Genomic DNA, 19,069 nt, shown 5'->3' with positions numbered 1-19,069 from the left:
CAGCCGCAGTCCCGCCCACGAGATAGCGTGTGACGGGCCTTTTCGCTATGGTGCCGGAAAAATTGGTTCAGGTGGAGTTCTTCGTATGACGGATCAGCGCGTATCGGCCGATGGCGGCATGGAAACATCTTTCGGTTTCCGCAACGTCGGCACGGGCGAGAAGCAGCCGCTTGTCAACGACGTCTTCCACAAGGTGGCCAAGCGTTACGACATCATGAACGACGTGATGTCGGCCGGCCTGCACCGCGCCTGGAAGGATGCGATGATCGCGGCCCTCAACCCGCCACGCCGCGAGGGCTACAGGACGCTCGACGTTGCCGGCGGCACCGGCGATATCGCCTTCCGCATCATCGAAGCCTCCGACCGCAAGGCGCATTCGACGGTGCTCGACATCAACGGCTCGATGCTGGCCGTCGGCGCCGAGCGCGCCGAGAAGAAGAAGCTCTCCGCCAATCTCGATTTCGTCGAAGCCAATGCCGAGGACCTGCCTTTCGAGGCCAATACCTTCGACGCCTATACGATTGCCTTCGGCATCCGCAACGTGCCGCGCATCGACGTGGCGCTGAAGGAGGCATACCGGGTGCTGAAGCGCGGCGGCCGGTTGCTGGTGCTGGAGTTCTCCGAAGTGGAAATGCCGCTGCTCGACCGCTTCTATGATGCCTGGTCGTTCAACGCGATCCCTAAGTTCGGCAAGCTGATCACCGGCGATGAAGCGCCCTACCAGTATCTGGTGGAATCGATCCGCAAGTTTCCGAACCAGAAGGACTTCGCGACGATGATCAAGGAAGCGGGCTTCTCGCGCGTCTCCTTCACCAATTACACCGGCGGCATCGCAGCGCTGCATTCCGGCTGGAAAATCTGATCCCGATGAGCACGCCTGGAGCATATATCCGCCTCGCGCGGATCGGCTGGGTTCTCGTGCGCGAAGGCGTCGTCTCGGCCGTCCCGACGGAGCACCTGCCACCCTTTGCCCGTTTCGCCCAGAAGGCGGCCGGACTTTTGGCGCGGCGCAGAGTGCCGGGAGAGGAGCGTAGCGACCGGCTGTCGCGCGCCGTCGCCCGGCTCGGCCCCTCCTATGTGAAGATCGGCCAGTTCCTCGCAACCCGCCCCGACGTCGTTGGCGCGGAGTTTGCCGCAGACCTGTCGCTGTTGCAGGACCGCATGGCGACCTTCCCGCAGAACGAGGCGAAGACCGCGATCGAGGGATCACTCGGCCGGACGGTCGATGATCTCTATGCCGAGTTTTCCGAGCCGATGGCCGCGGCCTCGATCGCTCAGGTGCACCCGGCGATCGTGATGCGCGACAGCGGCCCTGAGAAGGTCGCGGTCAAGGTCATCCGTCCCGGCGTGCGGCAGCGCTTCGCCTCCGACATCGAGGCGATGTATCTCGTCAGCCATATGCAGGAGCGTTTCCTGCCCTACACCCGCCGGCTGAAGCCGGTCGAGGTGACCAAGACGCTGGAACAGACGACGAAGATCGAGATGGATCTTCGTCTGGAGGCGGCCGCCCTTTCCGAGCTTGGCGAGAACACCAAGGACGATTCCGGCTTCCGCGTGCCGAAGGTCGACTGGGAGCGGACCGGACGCGACGTCGTCACCATGGAGTGGATCGACGGCGTCAAGATGTCGGACATCGAGGGCTTGAAGGCCGCAGGCCACGACCTCAACCTTCTAGCCGAAGTGCTGATCCAGTCCTTCCTGCGCCACACGCTGCGCGACGGCTTCTTTCATGCCGACATGCATCAGGGCAATCTCTTCGTCGACGATGCCGGCCATATCGTCGCCGTCGACATGGGCATCGTCGGCCGCCTCGGCAAGAAGGAACGCCGGTTCCTGGCCGAGATCCTCTTCGGCTTCATCACCCGCGACTACCAGCGCGTGGCCGACGTGCATTTCGAGGCGGGCTATGTCCCTTCGCACCACGACGCTGCGAGTTTCGCCCAGGCGATCCGCGCGATCGGCGAGCCGATCCACGGCCAGCCGGCCGAAACCATTTCGATGGCGAAGCTGCTCACGTTGCTCTTCGAGGTCACTGAGCTCTTCGACATGCAGACCCGCCCCGAGCTCGTCATGCTGCAGAAGACCATGGTGGTCGTTGAAGGGGTGGCTCGCACGCTCAATCCGCGCTTCAACATGTGGAAGGCCTCCGAGCCGGTCGTCGGCAAGTGGATCCGCGACAATCTCGGACCGAAGCGCATCGTCACCGATTTGCGCGACGGCCTGCATGCCGCACTCAGGCTGGCTGAAGCCGCGCCCGAAATCGCCGCCCGCACGGAGAAGTTTTCGAGCGAGATCATGGCGATGAGCGAAAACGGTCTGCGCTTCGACGCCGAGACCGCGCATGCGATCGGCAAGGCGGAAGCGAAACACACGCGCTCCGGCCGCATCGCGCTGTGGCTCATCGCCGCCACGCTCGCCTATATCGCCTGGCAGGTGACCTGATCCCGCCCGCGCCCGAACCGGCGCGGCGGGCTTGTCTTTCTACCCACGCTTGCTATCCTTCCCGCATGGATAATCGCTCTATTCTCGTCATGGTGCTTTGCACGCATACCCCAGGGGTGTGCGGGAGACCTGTTGCGCTGACTTAAGCGAAATGTCCCCCACCAACCCTGCCGAGGCGAGCAGGGTTGGGACCTGTTTCCTCGGAACCAAAGAGAGGAAACAATGACCGACGCAAACGACCCTTCAGATATCAACATCCGCGCGGCCCGCGTCGTCGATTTCGAAGCGATCGCGGCGCTGATGAGCCAGCCGGGCATCCGCTCGGGCACGCTGCGCCAGCCGTTCGCCACCCCGGAACAGACACGCAAGTGGTTGGAGAGCCTCTCGGACGTCAGCGTCGTCATCGTCGCCGAGCGCGCCGACCGGATCCTCGGCATGGCCGGACTGCATCGCAGCAAGGGGCGCCGGCATCATTCCGCGGCCCTTGGGATCCGCGTCGACGACGACCATCGCGGCGAGGGCATCGGTAAGTCGCTGCTGACCGCTCTGATCGACGCCGCCGATAACTGGCTCGGCATCAGCCGCATCGAGCTTACGGTCTTTACCGACAACGAGCCCGCTATCGCACTCTACCGCAAGGCCGGCTTCGAGATGGAGGGTACGCACCGGGCCTATGCGCTGAGGAACGGTGTGCTGGCCGACGTGTTCGCGATGGCCCGCATTCGTGAACCTGCGGCGCCGAAGGCCGCTTGAAGGCCGCAACGGCCGGCAACCGGCACGGACTGTGGCCGGCCGATTGCGATCCAGCGCAACCGCCGGCAGCATCCTGTTCCATCCGGAACTGCGAATATCTCGGCTTCATGCGACTTTCGTCTCATGGATGACAAAGGTTCATCCCAACCCATCCGGAGGAGAGATCATCATGCGCAAGTTCATCGTCGCAGCCGCTGTCGCCATTACCGCTGCCATCTCCTTTGCAGCACCTTCGCAGGCCGGTGGCATTTCGATCGGCTTCGGCAACGGCTACTACGGTCATGGCTGGAGCGGCCGTGTCGGCTACGTCGGCAGCTATTATGGCGGACCCTACTACTACGAGGACGAACCCTATTGCTTCCTGAAGACGGTGAAGCGCTACGACAGCTACGGCAACCGCTACTACAAGAAAATCCGCATCTGCCGCTAAGCGACAGAATGAGGGAGGGCGCTTGAGAGCCCGGCCGCGGTGCGGCCGGGCTTTTGCATTCCGACATCCACTGACGTCAAAACGATTCCGCTGCGAGGAAATCTGGTGTAGCTCGGATGCCGAGCCATTCTGAATTCCGCAATCGAGGAGGGTCGGTCATGGATCTTGGTATCGCCGGAAAACGTGCGCTGGTGCTTGGCGGCAGCAAGGGGCTGGGGCGCGGTATTGCCGAGGCTCTCGCCGGCGAAGGCGTCATCGTGGCGCTCACCGGCCGCGACGCGACATCGGCGGCCAAGGTGGCAAGCGACATCAGCCCTTCGGCGCGCGGCTACGCCCTCGACCTCTCGAAGCCCGAAAGCCTCGATGGCCTGCTGGACCAGCTCGAAGCCGATTTCGGCGCGATCGACATTCTGGTGCTGAATGGCGGCGGGCCGCCGCCCTCACCTGCCTCGGTCATCGAACCGGACTTCTGGCGTTCTCAATTCGAGACCATGGTGCTGGCCGGCATGCGCATCGCCGGCCGGCTGCTGCCCGGCATGCGGGAACGCCAGTTCGGGCGCATTATCGCCGTCGCCTCCACCAGTATCCGCGAACCGATCGTCGGGCTCACCGCGTCGAATGCGCTCAGAAGTGCGGTTGCCGGCTGGCTGAAGACGCTCGCCGGCGAGGTCGCTGCCGACGGCGTGACCGTGAACCTGCTTCTGCCCGGAAGGCTTGCCACAGACCGCACGCTCAGCTTCGACCGGATGGACGCCGAAAGCGAAGGGCTCGATGTCGAGACGGTCGCAGCCCGCAGCCAACGCGACATCCCGATCGGCCGCTACGGCACGCCGGCGGAATTCGGGGCGGCCGCAGCCTTCCTCGCGGGCCGTCAGGCAAGCTACATCACCGGCGTGGCGCTGCCCATCGATGGCGGCCTCAGCCGCTCGATGCTCTGATACCGTTCTGGACATTTCCGCCGACGGATTGGGGTGAGCTACGAAGGCGAGGTCATACCTCGTCCCGACTGTCATCGCCGATGAGCGCCGAGAGGTCTTCGGCCAACCGCGTGACCAGCGCGCCGGCCTCGGGCCGGTAATAGAGGGCGATCTCCATCGTCTCGATCATCGGCAGTCCTTGCTGCGGCCCCACCGTCCGGTGCCGGTCGTGGACGACGCGGGCCGGCAGCAGGCTGATGCCCAGCCCATCGGCGACCGCCGACTGAATACTGGCGAGGCTGGAACTGGTATAACTCACGCGCCAGCGTCGCCCTGAGGCATCCAGTGCCGCCACCATGTCGTCGCGATAGAGGCCGCGCGGCGGAAAGACGACGAGCGGCAGAGGATCGAGCGCCAGAACAGGATGGGCGGCGCTGTCGATCCAGCACAGGCTTTCCTGCCACTGTTTCACGGCATCGCCCGTGCCGCGGCGCTGCTTGACGACGACGATATCGAGCTCGCCACGATCATAGAGCGACCGCAGCTCGCGGCTGAGCCCGCTCGTCACTTCGAGCCTGACATTCTCGTGGCGGCGGGCAAAGGCCGCGAGTGTGCTGGTCGTGCGGCCGGCTGCAAAGTCCTCGGGCAGGCCGAGGCGCAGCGTCGCGGCAACCGATGCGCCCGAGAGAAGCTGCCGCACTTCCGCGTCCAACGCCAGCATGCGCCGTGCATAGCCGATCAACTGCTCGCCCGCTTCCGTCAGGCGGACCTGGCGATGGCTGCGTTCGAGCAGCCGATGGCCGGCCTGCTCTTCCAGCCGCAGGACTTTCTGGCTGACGGTCGACTGGGTGGAATTGAGCCGGCCGGCCGCAGCGGTGAAACCGCCGCAATCGGCCACCGCCGCGAAGGCTTTCAGCAGATCCAGATCGAAAGGTTGATCATTCATATTTCCACTTGATAGCATTCATACATTTAATTTCCAAATGAATGCGGCACTGCCTATGGTCGCACACGGGAGGGCCACGCCGGGCGCGGGAGACGTTCGGCGACGACGCGTGTCTTGCGCCCTTGAAAAGGTCACGGATCGGCTCAAGTAAGCACGAGATTGCGATGAGCAAGAGCGGCACGGATGGAGCCCTTTCGAGGTTTCCTCGTCCGCTCTTAACCGGAACCATTGCGATCGACCGACCCATTCGGCCGGCCCGCATGATCGGAAAGAACAAATGCGACCAAGACTTTTCGGCTCGCTGATCGGCGCATCCATTGCCGCCTTCAGCCTTGCACCTCAAACCGTGGGGGCCTCGATGCTTGAAAACCAGCTGATCTCCGCCGCCGAGACCGGCGATCCAGACAAGGTCAAGGCGCTGCTCAAGGAAGGCGCGAGCATCGAAGCGCGCGACGCCAGCGGTGCGACGGCGCTGCTCGCCGCCACCCATGAAAATCGCGTCGATGCGGCGCGTGCCCTGATCGAGGCCGGCGCCGACGTCAACGCCAAGGACAAGATCCAGGACAGCCCCTATCTTTATGCCGGCGCGCGTGGGCATCTCGACATCCTGAAGTTGACGCTTGCCAATGGCGCCGACCTCAAGAGCACCAACCGCTATGGCGGAACGGCGCTGATCCCGGCCGCAGAGCGCGGCCATGTCGAGACCGTCAAGACCTTGATCGAAGCCGGCATCGACGTCGATCACGTCAACCGCCTCGGCTGGACCGCGCTGCTCGAAGCCATCATCCTCGGCAGTGGCGGTGAAAAGCACATCGAGATCGTACGCCTGCTGATCAAGGCCGGCGCCGACGTGAACCTTGCCGATGGCGAGGGTGTCAGCCCGCTGACCCATGCCCGCCAGCGCGGCTATGGCAAGATCGAGAGGCTGCTGGCCGACGCCGGCGCACGCTAGAAAGAACTCTCATGACCCAGGAACAGACCTATCTGGCCGAGGCAGTAACGCTTGCCCGCCGCAACATCGAGAAAGGCGGACGCCCCTTCGGCGCCGTCGTCGTCAAGGATGGCGAGATCGTCGGTCGCGGCGTCAACGAGATGCTGTCATCCGGCGACCCTACCTCGCATGCGGAACTGAACGCGTTGCGTTCCGCCGCCCAAAACCTTCGTTCCCCGCGGCTCGAAGGCGCCGCCGTCTATGCCAGCGGCCAGCCCTGCCCGATGTGCCTGGCGGCCATGCGCATGGCCGGAATCACCGAGATCGCCTATGCGAACTCGAATGCCGACGCCGAACCCTTTGGCCTCTCGACCGCAGCGATCTATGCGGAACTGGCAAAACCGCTCGCCGAGCAGGCCATGCGCTTCCGCCATGTGCCGGTCGACGATGCCGAAACGACACCGCTTTACGCCGCCTGGCAAGAGCGCCTGGCCAAGACTTGAGTCGTCGGGCCAACGCCCGGCCATCACGTTGCGAATAGCCCCGAGGCGGCCGACGGCCGCCTCGGGCTTTTCTGTTCATGCCGGGCCCCATTGGGAATCGACGCCCCTTGCCGAACACACGTGCCGGCTGTAATCGCATAGGCGTTTCTTCCTTTTATGCCGCCCCATCTCTTAAGGAGACCGGGCGGATTCCAGCCAGCAGGTGCCCGTGATGACTGCCTATTCCGAAAAAGCCGGCCGCTTCGTCGCACTGCTTCTCATCGCGGGCTCCGGTGTGGTGACGATTGCCAAGGGCATGAGCCTGACCTTCCTTGCAATCCGCCTCCAGCGTGACTTCGGCCTCAACCCTGCCAGCATCGGCGCGTTGATCGGCGTGGGGCCGCTGCTCGGCGCGATCGTCAGCCCGTTCGCCGGCACGCTCTCCGATCGGATTGGCCGAAAAGGCGTGTTGACCGTCGCACTCTTCATGGCCGGACTGGCGCTGGCCGGGCTCGGACTGGCACAATCGATCGCCGCCTTCGCGCTGGCCCACATCGTTTCCGCCGTTGCCGCCGCCGTTTTTGAACCGGTCGCGCGCGCCTTGATGAGCGATGCGGCGCCTGAACATCTGCGCCTCAAGGTTTTCTCCTGGCGTTATCTCGCCATCAATGCCGGCTGGGCGATCGGGCCATTGATCGGCGTATGGGTCGGCGCTGCCTATGTGACGCTTTTCGTCATCGCGGGCGTCATCCACGCAGCCTTCGGTCTCGTGCTCTTGCTCACGGTACCGGAGGCAAGCAACAGGCAGGCTATCGAAACCGAACGAACGTCAGGGAGTGCCGGTGGCTGGCGCGGACTTGTCGCCGCCTTGCGTGACCGGCGCCTGGTCTTCTTCGTCGTCGGCGGCACGCTGCTTCTCGCCGTTCACGGTCAGTGGTCCGTGACCCTGTCGCAGTATCTCAATACCGGCTTTGAGGACGGCGTCACGCTTTTTGCGCTGCTGGTTTCGACCAACGCGGTAACGGTGCTGGTCGCCAGCACGCCGGCCCGCTTCGTCATCGAACGGATCGGCGCCCTGCATGCGCTGTCGCTTGGCAGCCTGCTGTTCCTGATCGGCGAAATCGGCTTTGCCGCCTCGTCCGGAATGGAAATGCTCGTCGCCTCGATGATCCTTTTCACCATAGGCGAGGTGCTGGTCGTGCCGTCGGAATATGTGCTGGTCGATGGAATTTCCAACGCCGGCAACCGCGGCACCTATTTCGGTGCCCATTCGCTCTCGACGTTTGGAAACTTCCTCGGGCCGCTCACCGGCGGCCTTGCGCTTGGCGCCGTCGGCGGCGCCGGCATGTTCCTGCTGTTCGGGGCATTTGCTGCGGCAGGTGCGCTTCTGTTTGCGATCGGCCATTCCATGCCGCCGCCGCGTCCTGAGGCCGCGCGCACCACGGCGCTCGACGATGGCGCCGCCACGGGAGACCTGCTGCGGCTGGGGCAGTTCGCTTGACACCGGTTATAAGCCGGTCGCGGGCGACGCGTTGATCTGCTCCTGCACCCGTTCGAGTGGCCCCGGCGCCAGTGCTGCCGGCGGCTGATACGGATTGGAGAAGGCGTAGATCAGGAACAGGATGATGCCGGTATAGGCGCCGAAGAGGCAGAGCAGCAGCAGGTTCCGCCGTCTCGGCGGATAGGCATAATAGGCGAGCGCGATGAAGATCACACCGGAGAGTGCCGCGAACCAGAAGATGCTGTCGATCGAGTCCGCGACGTTGCTTTCCCGCTTGGTCCGGCTCTGCGAAACGTCGTGCAGCCGCTCCAGCATCTGGCTGCGCAGGCTCTCCTGACGCTTGTCGGCGGGCACGAGGTTCAGCACATGCTGGTAGGCCTTGTCCCAGAACGCCCAGGCCTCATTTGAAAGACGGCCCTTGTCCGCCAATGATTGCCACTCGCCGTCGATCACCTGGGACACGTAGGCGGATATCGCCTGCTGGATCGGTGCCTTGAAGCCTTCACCGTAGCGTGCGGCATCATAGTAGATGTCGGCGATAGCGCCGGCTTCGGTCGCCATTTCGTATTTGAGCTGCTGGTACTCGACCATCTCCTGCGCGAACACGAGCGCAAGGATCAGGCCATGCAGTGCCGAGATCCGGAAGATGACCGAACTGGCCAGCTCCTTTTCATGGCCCTCGGCCTCGCCGCCCATGATCAGCCGCATCAGGAAGTACGCAGCAAGCGTCAGTGCGACCGTGCCACACACGAAGAGTGCACCGAGCAGCATCTCGACGATCATGTCCCCTCCACAGCCCATTCTCCTGCCGCGGGCCTTCGTCAATTCTGAGCCCACGACCGGCGAAAGACAACTGCACGCCCCGGACCAGGCCCTGGGCGGCTGTCTTGCGGCTGGCCGAAACGCTATGCTTGCAGCGCCATCCACCCGTCTTGCCACCATTTCGACACTGCCAACGCCTACGCACCCCACCAAAACCGGAGTAATAACAAGATCATGAGTGCGCCAAGCGAACAGACAGTCCTCAAACAATCGATCGCGGCCACCGTGGTCGTCGGGGTGACGGGCGTTATCTTCGGTCTGCTATCGGGCTCGGTTTCCATCGTGTTCGACGGCGTCTTCTCGGCCGTCGACGCCTCCATGACCTTGCTTGCGCTTGGCGTGACGCAGCTTATCCCGAAACCGAGCAAGCGCTTCCAGATGGGCTTCTGGCACATCGAACCGATGGTGCTGCTCTTCAATGCCGGCCTTCTGACCCTGCTTTCCTTCTACGCGATGGTGAACGCCGTCGGCTCCATTCTGTCGGGCGGCAATCACCTCGCCTTCGACTGGGCGATCGCCTATGCCGCCGTCGTCGTGGTGATCTGCGCCTTCATGTTCTTCTATGTACGCCGGGCGAACCGGCCGATCGGCTCGGAGTTCCTGGCGCTCGACGTGCGCGCCTGGGCGATGTCCGGCGCGATTACCTCCGCCCTGCTCGTCGCCTTTGCGATCGCCGCCGCCTTGAAGGGAACGGCCTACGAGTACGTCACGCCCTATGTCGACCCGGCGATCCTGATCGTGCTGACGCTCTGCCTGATCCCGCTGCCGATCCGCACGGTCTTCCAGGCGCTGAAGGAGATCTTCCTCGTCGCACCCGCCGAGCTTGACGAGCGCGTGCGGCAGGCAGCGGCGAACGCCGTCACACGCCACGGCTTTGCCGATTACCGCACCTATGTCGCCAAGGTCGGGCGCTCCAAGACGATCGAGGTCTATCTGATCGGAACGCCCGAAACCAAGGTCGGCACGCTCGCCGAACTCGACCGGATCCGCGCCGAGATCGGCGAGGAGATCGGTGATCCCGGCCATGACCGCTGGCTGACGATCGCCTTTACCGGCGACGCGCGCTGGGCGGAATAGTCCCGTCAGGAAAGTTCGATCCGCCTGGTGATGCCGATCGCCTCCAGGAAGGCCCGGTCGTGGCTGACGACGAGCAGCGCGCCGTCATAGGCCCTGAGCCCCGCCTCGACCGCCTCGATGGAATCGATATCCAGATGGTTGGTCGGCTCGTCGAGGATCAGGAGCTGCGGCGGATTGCGACCACCGAGCACGCAGGCCAGACCGGCCCGCAGCATCTGGCCGCCGCTGAGGCTCGAGACGACCTGCAGGGCAGCATCGGCCCGGAACATGAAGCGGGCGAGCGCTGCCCGGCAATCGTTCTCGCTGGCATCAGGATTGAGACCCCGAAAATTGTCGCGGATAGAGAGCGCGGGATCGAGCAGGCTTACCTTTTGGTCGAGCACGGCGTGATCGACGAGCAGGCGCACGCTGCCGGACCATGGCTGTAGATCACCCGTCAGCAGCGACAGCAGGGTCGTCTTGCCCGAACCGTTGCGGCCGGTAAGCGCAACGCGCTCCGGCCCGACGATCGAGAGCGACAGCCGGTCGACGACCGGCTTCCCCCGTTCATAGCCGACGCCGACGTTATCGACCTGCAGGACACTGCGACCGGCAGGCAGTCCGGTCGGCGGCAGGCGAACAGTCAGCGGCTGCAGGATTTCGATGCGCTCGCGCGCTTCGACGAGATCGCCGACCGCCTGGTCCCGTCGCCGGTCCGCAAGGCGGGCATTGTCGCCGCCGGTCTTTTCGCTACGCTCCTTCCTGGCGTCGAGCAAGAGCAGCGGTTCGTCGCCCTTGGCGCGCTTGCGGCGGCCGGCGGCATCCTTGCGCGCCTTGCGTTCGGCCGTCTCCTGGGTCTTGCGCTCGACCTCGGCCAGACGCCGCTCGGCATCGGCGAGATCGTGGCGAGCAGACGCCAGCTCGATCGCCTTGCGTTCACGATAGTGGCTCCAATTGCCGCCGTAGGTGGTGGCGCCGAGCGTTGTCAGTTCGACGATTGCGTCCATCTCTTCCAGGAGTTCGCGATCATGGCTGACGACGATGGCGCCGCCGCGCCAGCCCGCCATCAGCGCAGCGACGGCCGCCCGCCCCTCGCGGTCGAGATTGTTGGTGGGTTCGTCGAGCAGGATGAAGTCAGGCTCCTTGAAGACGAGCGCGGCAAGCTTCACGCGGGTCATCTGCCCGCCGGACAAGGCGGCAAGGCGCGTTTCCGCCGAAGCGTCCAGACCGACGCGCGCCAGCGCTTCCTCCATGCGGGCCTCCAGCGTCCAGTCGGCGGAAGCCAGTTCGTCAAGGGTGGCGCCCCCCTCTTCTGCTTTCTGCAGAACCGCAAGCGCGTCGGTGACGCCGAAGAGATTGGCGACGGTCTCGTCGGCCGCGACCTGAACGGTCTGGCTGAGCACGCCGAGGCTGCCGACGACGCTGACCTTGCCGGCCTGCGGCGCCAGCGTTCCCTCGACCAGTCGCAGCAGGGTGGATTTTCCCACGCCATTGCGACCGACAAGGCCGGTGCGAACGGGACCAAAGCTCAGGTCGAGATCGGAAAGGAGGCTTCGGCCCTCAGGCGCGGACCACGAAATACGGGAGAGTGAAATCGAAGCAGGCATGGATACGGTTTTCCCTGATGGCAAGACGGTTCGGCTTGGCGGTCAGGGTGAAATCCATCGATGCGTGTATCCTGTTCAAATTTCTATCGCGGTCATAGATAGCATCGAATGCGCCCGTTTCAAGGCGGGCCCTTCGATACAGACCTGCGGGGGCCAGGGGATCAGGCGAGGCTGCGCTGCACCTCGTCGTCGCCGAAGACGAGCCCGGAGGCCCGCACGCTCCGGTTTCGGCCGTGGTTCTTGGCGTCGAGAAGAGCGGCATCGGCCCGGGTCAGGAGCGTGGCTACAGGCCCATCGTCCGGCGCCGAGGCAACGCCGACCGAGACCGAAACCGTGCCCAGAATCCGGCCGCGATGCGACAGCGGCGTCGTGCCGATCCGCGTCCTCAGCCGCTCGGCAAGCTCGAAGCCCTCGGCTTCGCCGGCGTCGGGCATGAGCACGGTGAACTCCTCGCCGCCGAAACGGTAGGCACTGCCGGCATCGCCGACCGTGTCGACGATGATCTGCGCGACATACTGCATGACGACGTCGCCGGCATCGTGGCCGAACTCATCGTTGAAGCGCTTGAAGTGGTCGATGTCGATCATGAGGCAGCTGAGCGGCTTGCCGGCCTGCCCGCGCGGCTGCCGGTTCAGCGCCTCATCGAGGCAGCGCCGGTTGAGCAGGCCCGTCAACGCATCGCGGACGGCGAGATTGGTAAGCTTCTCGCGCAGCTGAAGATTGGCGACGGCAAGCCCGATGTTTTCGGCGATCAGTTCGAGATAGAGGCGCGACGCCTCGACCGCGAATTCCTCCTCAGACCGTTCCTCGAAGTAGAGGAGCCCGATCGTGTCGCCCTGGGCCGTCAGCGGCACGCAGAGGCCGATCACGCCTTCATCGTCGAGGTGCTGGCAGGCGATGTCGCTGTGGCCACGGTTGCTGACATGCGGCCGGCCGCGGCGGAGCCCCCAGCAGGCGCTGGACGGAAACGTCGGCGCCGAGTGCTGCGGATCGAGCCAGGTACCGACGCGCGACAGGAGCGTCCGGCTGTCGTTCAGCACATAGAGATGGCCGGCGAGGTTGGGAAAGACCTGCGGCGCGAAACGGGCGACGACCTCGGCCAGTTCGTCCTGGCTCTGGCAGGCCTGCAGCCGGTGCATCATCTGCAGGATGAGATCCTTGGTCTGCTGGTCTAGCCGCCGCTCCGCGTCCAGACGGTCCCGCTCCAGGCCGTTTTCGCGGAAGATATGGATCGCCTTGTTCATCTCGCCGATCTCGTCGCTGCGGCGATCGAGCGGGACTTCCACGGCGTAATCCTGCTCGGCGAGGCGGGTGACGATTCCGCTCATGCGGGTAAGCGGCATGGCGACGCGGCGCTTGAGGATGAAATAGAGCACGCTCAGGAACAGGGCGGCGGTGATGCCGAGCATCGTCTTGGCGGCCGCCGCATACCAATCGCTGCGCTCCTGCGCCTCGTTGAGGGCCGCGCCGGTGCGGACGTTGGTCAGGTCCCTGAACCGCGCCACCGTCTCAAGAAGGGCGGTCTGCAGACGCTCGTGCTCGGGCCCAAAGAGCCTTACCTGCGCGCCGGCGCGGTCACCCTTCTGATAGGCATCGATGGCGGCAACCTCGACCTTGTCGAGCGCTTCCGCCTCGCGAACGATATCCTGCAAGGCGGCGATCTCCGCCGGCGTTGCGCCAAGATTGGTCGCGGTCTTGGTCGCCTCCTCGCGCCGGCGTTCTTCTTCCTCGGCGCGGTGGAAGGCTTCCAGATGGCGCTCGTCGCCGCGCATCACATAAAGACGTGCCTCGTCACTTCGCGTTTCAGCCCCGAGCGCAAGCTCTTCGCCGAGTGTATCAAGCACCAGATGTTGCTCAACCGCCTGGCGTTCCTTGATCGCGCTGTCGGTCGACAGGATGAAGGCGGCACCGGAAAGCCCCGTCAGAAGGACGGTCACGCCATAGGCCCAGTTTGTGATCGCATTTATTCGCATGGAAGAAGCTTAGCCCCCGCGGATTGAGAGCGGATTAACCGCATTATCAGGCTTCGGCAACAGCCCCTGCCCCGGTTGACACAAGCGGCGCGGCTTTTGTTCCGCCCCCTCGACATGCCGGCCCCTCCGGACACGTTGCGCCCGGCAGATCGCTCAAGTAGGTTCGACATCAAAGGCGTCGGTGAGGCCGATCGCCTGGACTATTCTGGTATCGCGTAGGCTCGGCAGCCCATGCCGGGCGAGAGGACGGCCGAAGGGCCGGGTGCAAATGACACTGTCGGGCAAGCGTATTCTCCTCATCATCTCCGGCGGCATCGCGGCCTATAAGAGCCTCGATCTCATCCGACGGCTCAGGGAGCGCGGTGCAAGCGTGCGGCCGGTCATGACGGCGGGCGCACAGGAGTTCGTGACGCCGCTTGCCGTCGGCGCGCTTTCGGCCTCGCATGTCTATCTCGACCTGTTTTCGCGCGAGGACGAGCAGGACGTCGGCCATATTCGGCTGGCGCGCGAATGCGATCTGATCGTCGTGGCACCCGCGACCGCCGACCTGATGGCGAGGATGGCGAACGGCCATGCGGACGATCTCGCCTCGACCATTCTGTTGGCAACGGACCGCCCTGTCCTGGTTGCGCCGGCGATGAACCCGAAAATGTGGGCGCATCCGGCGACGCGCCGCAACCGGGCGACGCTTGCGAGGGACGGCCTCCGCTTCATCGGCCCGGAAGCGGGCGAAATGGCCGAAAGCGGCGAGGCCGGCGAAGGCCGCATGAGTGAGCCGCTGGCGATCGTCGCGGCCGTTGAAGACCTGCTCTTAGGCGCGCCAAAACCGCTTGCCGGGCGCAGCGTCGTCGTCACCTCAGGGCCGACGCATGAGCCGATCGACCCGGTGCGCTACATTGCCAATCGCTCCTCCGGCAAGCAGGGCCATGCGATCGCCGCGGCGCTAGCAAAGCTCGGCGCCGACGTCACGCTGGTCTCCGGCCCGGTGACGATCCCGGATCCGGTTGGTGTGAAAGTCGTGCATGTGGAGCGGGCCGAAGAGATGCGCGATGCGGTGCTTGCCGCCCTTCCCGCCGATGTCGCCGTCATGGTCGCCGCCGTTGCCGACTGGCGGGTGGCGACGGCCGCCGGCAACAAGATCAAGAAGAAGCCGGGCGAGGCGCCGCCGCCGCTGCAGCTTGCTGAAAACCCCGATATCCTGAAGACGGTCGGCCACCATGCGAAGCGGCCAAAGCTCGTCATCGGCTTTGCCGCCGAGACCGAAAACGTCGCCGACAACGGCCGCGCCAAGCTCGAGCGAAAGGGCGCCGACTTCATCCTCGCCAACGACGTCTCGCCGGCAACCGGCATCATGGGCGGCGACCGCAATAAGGTGAAGCTGATCTCACATGCCGGCAATGACGACTGGCCAGAGATGGACAAGGACGCGGTGGCGGAGAAGCTGGCGGCGATGATTGCCGAGCAGCTGGCGCGCTAAACAATCGATCTCATGGCAAATGCCCCTCACCCGAACCCTCTCCCCGCAAGCGGGGCGAGGGGACGCGGCACACGCGATATCGCGTCCCGTTGGCTGCGGGCTTAGCTTCTCCCGTCTAACCTCGAGAACGATGATAATCGGTCGCTTTCTCGAAGAACCAGTCGTGGACGAGCGAGCGCCACGCGTCCCTCCTCCCCACCTGCGGGGAGGAGGTGGCGGCAGCCGGATGAGGGGCGCGTCGTCCTCGTCGAAGCCGAAAGCGCCGCCGGCTCAGGCCATCTGGCGAGATCTGACCGGCGTGCCCTTGGTCGAAAACAGCCCAACATCGACTCCGTTTTCGCCGACGATGACCGCGGTGCCGTCGGGGATTTCGACCCAGGCACTGTCGTCGTCGTTGAGCGGCTCGGAGACGAGGCAATAGCCACCGCTCGGGCCCATCGGTGCGGCATAGAGCGTCGGCGCCTTCCAGTCGGAGGCGTAGCGCACGGCGTAGAGATCCTGGCCGTCGGAGAAAGCTGCGGTGAAGCGCACCAGCACCTGCCGCTCCAGATGCTCGGCAAGCTGTTCGATAAAGGCGAGCGCCTCGGCGATGGCGCCAAGCGGATCGCGGTCGAGCCCGAACTGCATGGCGAGAAGAAACAGGAGCTCCGAATCCGTCGTGCCAGTGCGCGCCGAATAGAGGTCATTGTCGAGCATGCTCTCCATCGGACGGCGCAGATGCTCGAAGTCGCCGATCTGGCCGTTGTGCATGAAGGACCAGCGGCCGAAGACGAAGGGATGACAGTTGTCGCGCCTGGTTCCGCCGCCGGTCGCGGCGCGCACATGGGCGAGGAAGAGCGGCGAGCGGATCTGCCTTGCGATGCTCTTCAAGTTGCAGTCGGACCAGGCCGGCAGGATATCGCGGTAGCGCCCCGGCTCGGGATGGTCGCCGTACCAGGCGATGCCGAAGCCGTCGCCGTTGGTGGCGGTCTTGGCCCGTGTCGCGCAATGGGACTGTTCGATCAGCGAGTGCGCCGGAGAGGTCACCAGTTCCTCGAGATACAGCGGCTCCCCGCGATAGGCTGCCCAGCGGCACATGCTGATTTCACTCCAGCTCCGCTCCGTTCACTGCGGAGCGATTCGTTAACCATGACGAAACGCGATGTTCCAACGGAACATGGTAAAAATGCGTTAACACATTCCCCCTTCGTCAAGGTGAGGCTAACCGGAACGCACAGTTTTGGCTGTTTCAAACGGCACAACGTCGGTATCGCCATCCTATTTCGAACAAACATTCCATATTGACAAAACTTGCAAAATTCATTTCATTTCAGACCAACACGGCAGCGCCGCCAGGGAGGAATTCAGCATGGGCAGCAAGCGCAAACTCGGCATCGGCCTGATCGGCACGGGCTTCATGGGCAAGGCCCATGCGCTCGGCTTCACCATTGCCGCGCGGGTCTTCGACCTGCCCTTCGAGCTCGATCTGGTTTCGGTCGCCGACGTGACCGTCGAGAGTGCCGAACGCGCCCGCGGTCAACTGGGCTTCCGCAAGGCGACCGCCGACTGGCGCGAGCTCTTGACCGATCCGGATATCGACATCATCGACATCACCACGCCGAACCTTTTGCACAAGGAGATGGCGCTTGCGGCGATCGCCCATGGCAAGCACGTCTATTGTGAAAAGCCGCTGGCGCCGACCGTCGCGGAATGCCGCGAGATGGTTGAGGCGGCCGAGAAGGCGGGCGTCGTGACCCAGGTCGGCTTCAACTATCTGAAGAACCCACTGATCTTCCTTGCCAAGGACATCATCGAAAGCGGCGAGATCGGCGAGATCCGCTCGATGCGCGGCATCCATGCGGAAGACTTCATGGCCGACGCGCAGGTTCCGTGGGGCTGGCGCCTGAACCCGGCCAGCGGCGGCGGTGCGCTTGCCGACATCGGCAGCCACATTATCGCCTCCATGCGCCACCTCGTCGGCCCGATCAAACAGGTGCTTGCCGAAACCATCATCCAGATCCCGGAACGCCCGGTGTCCGCTGGCTCCAGCGAAACCCGCGCCGTCGAGGTCGACGACATCACCCGCGCCTTCGTGCGCTTCGAAAACGGCGCCACCGGCAGCTTCGAGGCAAGCTGGATCGCGACCGGTCGCAAGATGCAGCACGATTTCGAGATCTACGGTTCGAAGGGCAGCATCGTCTTCACCCAGGAGCGGCTGAACGAAATCCGCCTCTACAAGACGGGCGATGATATCCGCACCCGCGGCTTCCGCACCATCTGGGCCGGACCGGAGCATCCGCCCTATGGCGCGTTCTGCGTAGCGCCGGGCCACCAGATCGGCTTCAACGACCTGAAGGCCATCGAGGTGAAGGAGTTCCTCGACGCCATCGCCGGCGGCAAGTCTCCCTCGACCGATTTCCGCGAAGGCTACGAGGTGCAGAAGGTGCTTTCGGCGACCTATCAATCGGCCAAGACAAACGAATGGGTGCGGATCTAGGCGGCTTCGACGGCCGGCGTCTCGTAGGAAAACCATCTATTTTTGCACGCACGTCGGGACGCTAAACCGCTACGCACTTTTGCTGGAAATGCCGCCCGTCTTGCTGCGCATTTCCGGACGGAAATCCGCTTCGCACTTTTCCTGGACATGCTCTCTGTTTTGGTGCGCATTCCGGACGGAAATCCGCTTCGCACTTTTCCTGGACATGCTCCGAGAAAAATAGAATGCCTGTTCTATCCCGTTCCCGACTAATCGATTAGGGTGAGGCCGAAAGCCAGACTGACATCGAGGGAGACGAGCGAGACATGGCCATGCCGGAAACGACGACAGAGGTGCCGCAGGATTTCGAGGCGCTGAAGGCCGCCATTCTGGAACGCAAGGCGGAGCTGCCGAAACGGCTGCGCCAGGTTGCCGCCTATTCGCTCGACAATCCCGATGAAATCGCCTTCGGCACGGCAGCGAGCATCGCGACTTCCGCCGAAGTGCAGCCGTCGACGCTGGTGCGCTTCGCCCAGTATTTCGGCTTCGAGGGCTTTTCCAGCCTGCAGCAGATCTTTCGCGCCCGGCTGCGTGAGCGCACGCCCGGCTATGAGGACCGGCTGAAGGCGCTCAGCGCCAACGACCACAGCAAGCTCGAAAGCGGTTCGATCTTCAACGGCTTCGTCGCTGCCGCCCACCGCTCGCTCGACAACATCGCCTCCTCGGTGGATCCTGAAGCCTTCGAACGCGCCGTCGATATCCTCGCCAAGGCCGACACCGTCTACCTGATCGCCAAGCGCCGCTCCTATCCGATCTCCAGCTACATGGCCTATGCCTTCGGCAAGCTGAAGGTGAAATACCAGCTCGTCGGCACCGCCGCCGGCATCGACGAGGACATGCTGGCGATGGCGACGAAAAACGATGCCGCCTTTGCCGTCAGCTTCTCGCCCTACGCCTCCGAAAGTGCGGCCCAGGCGCGGCTTCTCGCCGAACGCAAGGTCCCCGTCGTGTCGCTGACGGACTCGGCCTTCTCGCCCTTGGCAGAATCCTCGAAGGTCTGGTTCGAACTGGTCGAGGCCGACCATGCCGGCTTCCGTTCTCTTTCCGCCAGCATGGCGTTTGCCATGGCGCTGACGGTCGCCATCGCCGAGAAGCGCCAGCGCCTCGCCGAGGGCGGCTAGGCAAAACGGCACAGATAGAATGAAAATTCCATATTGACGAAACGTCGGAATTTATGTTTCATACGACCATCACCCACAGTACGGAAATGGTCGGGC

17 protein-coding genes are annotated in these 19,069 nt (G+C 64.2%); 12 read left to right on the top strand and 5 right to left on the bottom strand.

The features are described 5' to 3' along the window. The first annotated feature begins 85 nt into the window (after positions 1–85). The 5 genes from ubiE to ASD01_RS12850 all read left to right on the top strand — a co-directional run bounded on the left by ubiE (position 86) and on the right by ASD01_RS12850 (position 4,563). Positions 86–862 (top strand): bifunctional demethylmenaquinone methyltransferase/2-methoxy-6-polyprenyl-1,4-benzoquinol methylase UbiE, encoded by a 777-nt coding sequence (gene ubiE / locus ASD01_RS12870; protein WP_034797505.1) that lies wholly within the window; start codon positions 86–88, stop codon positions 860–862. A 5-nt stretch (positions 863–867) separates the two neighbouring features. Beyond that, positions 868–2,442: a 2-polyprenylphenol 6-hydroxylase gene (gene ubiB, locus ASD01_RS12865; protein ID WP_034797511.1), complete on the top strand. Its 1,575-nt coding sequence runs from the start codon at positions 868–870 to the stop codon at positions 2,440–2,442. Between the two features lie 222 nt (positions 2,443–2,664). After that, positions 2,665–3,195, top strand: a complete 531-nt coding sequence (locus tag ASD01_RS12860; RefSeq protein WP_060644089.1) for a GNAT family N-acetyltransferase — start codon at positions 2,665–2,667, stop codon at positions 3,193–3,195. A gap of 169 nt (positions 3,196–3,364) precedes the next feature. Further along, positions 3,365–3,625: a hypothetical protein gene (locus ASD01_RS12855; protein ID WP_034797516.1), complete on the top strand. Its 261-nt coding sequence runs from the start codon at positions 3,365–3,367 to the stop codon at positions 3,623–3,625. A 158-nt stretch (positions 3,626–3,783) separates the two neighbouring features. Beyond that, entirely contained in the window at positions 3,784–4,563 is a 780-nt protein-coding gene (locus ASD01_RS12850; RefSeq protein WP_034797517.1) for an SDR family oxidoreductase, read from the top strand. 52 nt (positions 4,564–4,615) lie between these two features. Here the strand turns inward: ASD01_RS12850 and ASD01_RS12845 are convergent, their stop codons facing one another. Beyond that, positions 4,616–5,488, bottom strand: a complete 873-nt coding sequence (locus ASD01_RS12845; protein ID WP_034797519.1) for a LysR family transcriptional regulator — start codon at positions 5,486–5,488, stop codon at positions 4,616–4,618. Positions 5,489–5,846: 358 nt separating this feature from the next. On the opposite strand from ASD01_RS12845, the gene ASD01_RS12840 reads away from it, so the two are divergent. From ASD01_RS12840 to ASD01_RS12830, 3 genes are all read left to right on the top strand, one after another. After that, a complete protein-coding gene (locus ASD01_RS12840) occupies positions 5,847–6,440 on the top strand; it encodes an ankyrin repeat domain-containing protein (protein WP_034797632.1) in 594 nt (197 codons plus the stop codon). Positions 6,441–6,451: 11 nt separating this feature from the next. Further along, entirely contained in the window at positions 6,452–6,922 is a 471-nt protein-coding gene (locus ASD01_RS12835) for a nucleoside deaminase (RefSeq protein ID WP_034797521.1), read from the top strand. Positions 6,923–7,133: 211 nt separating this feature from the next. Then, positions 7,134–8,402: an MFS transporter gene (locus ASD01_RS12830; protein WP_051659374.1), complete on the top strand. Its 1,269-nt coding sequence runs from the start codon at positions 7,134–7,136 to the stop codon at positions 8,400–8,402. Positions 8,403–8,408: 6 nt separating this feature from the next. Here the strand turns inward: ASD01_RS12830 and ASD01_RS12825 are convergent, their stop codons facing one another. Next, positions 8,409–9,185, bottom strand: a complete 777-nt coding sequence (locus ASD01_RS12825; RefSeq protein ID WP_034797523.1) for a bestrophin-like domain — start codon at positions 9,183–9,185, stop codon at positions 8,409–8,411. Between the two features lie 213 nt (positions 9,186–9,398). Between ASD01_RS12825 and ASD01_RS12820 the strand changes: the two genes are divergently transcribed. Next, on the top strand, positions 9,399–10,301 hold the full coding sequence (locus ASD01_RS12820) for a cation diffusion facilitator family transporter (protein ID WP_034797525.1): 903 nt from the start codon (positions 9,399–9,401) through the stop codon (positions 10,299–10,301). Between the two features lie 5 nt (positions 10,302–10,306). Here ASD01_RS12820 and ASD01_RS12815 read toward each other — a convergent pair whose 3' ends face one another. Together ASD01_RS12815 and ASD01_RS12810 are read right to left on the bottom strand one after the other, a co-directional pair. Next, positions 10,307–11,887, bottom strand: coding sequence for an ABC-F family ATP-binding cassette domain-containing protein (locus ASD01_RS12815; RefSeq protein WP_034797527.1), 1,581 nt, complete (start codon positions 11,885–11,887; stop codon positions 10,307–10,309). Positions 11,888–12,048: 161 nt separating this feature from the next. After that, on the bottom strand, positions 12,049–13,860 hold the full coding sequence (locus ASD01_RS12810) for a diguanylate cyclase (protein ID WP_060529503.1): 1,812 nt from the start codon (positions 13,858–13,860) through the stop codon (positions 12,049–12,051). A 268-nt stretch (positions 13,861–14,128) separates the two neighbouring features. On the opposite strand from ASD01_RS12810, the gene coaBC reads away from it, so the two are divergent. Beyond that, positions 14,129–15,337 carry a bifunctional phosphopantothenoylcysteine decarboxylase/phosphopantothenate--cysteine ligase CoaBC gene (gene coaBC, locus ASD01_RS12805; protein ID WP_034797531.1) on the top strand — a complete coding sequence of 403 codons (1,209 nt, stop codon included), beginning with the start codon at positions 14,129–14,131 and terminating at the stop codon, positions 15,335–15,337. Positions 15,338–15,607: 270 nt separating this feature from the next. Here the strand turns inward: coaBC and ASD01_RS12800 are convergent, their stop codons facing one another. Beyond that, positions 15,608–16,414: a class II glutamine amidotransferase gene (locus ASD01_RS12800; RefSeq protein ID WP_060644088.1), complete on the bottom strand. Its 807-nt coding sequence runs from the start codon at positions 16,412–16,414 to the stop codon at positions 15,608–15,610. Positions 16,415–16,685: 271 nt separating this feature from the next. On the opposite strand from ASD01_RS12800, the gene ASD01_RS12795 reads away from it, so the two are divergent. Both ASD01_RS12795 and ASD01_RS12790 read left to right on the top strand, forming a co-directional pair. Then, positions 16,686–17,813 carry a Gfo/Idh/MocA family protein gene (locus tag ASD01_RS12795; protein ID WP_034797536.1) on the top strand — a complete coding sequence of 376 codons (1,128 nt, stop codon included), beginning with the start codon at positions 16,686–16,688 and terminating at the stop codon, positions 17,811–17,813. Between the two features lie 305 nt (positions 17,814–18,118). Next, positions 18,119–18,973, top strand: a complete 855-nt coding sequence (locus ASD01_RS12790; protein ID WP_034797538.1) for a MurR/RpiR family transcriptional regulator — start codon at positions 18,119–18,121, stop codon at positions 18,971–18,973. Positions 18,974–19,069 lie beyond the last annotated feature (96 nt).

The organism is Ensifer sp. Root423, from assembly GCF_001426275.1.
Classification (GTDB): Bacteria; Pseudomonadota; Alphaproteobacteria; order Rhizobiales; family Rhizobiaceae; genus Ensifer; species Ensifer adhaerens.
The sequence above is the reverse complement of the archived record's forward strand: the minus strand, read 5'-3'. Positions and strand labels throughout refer to the sequence as shown.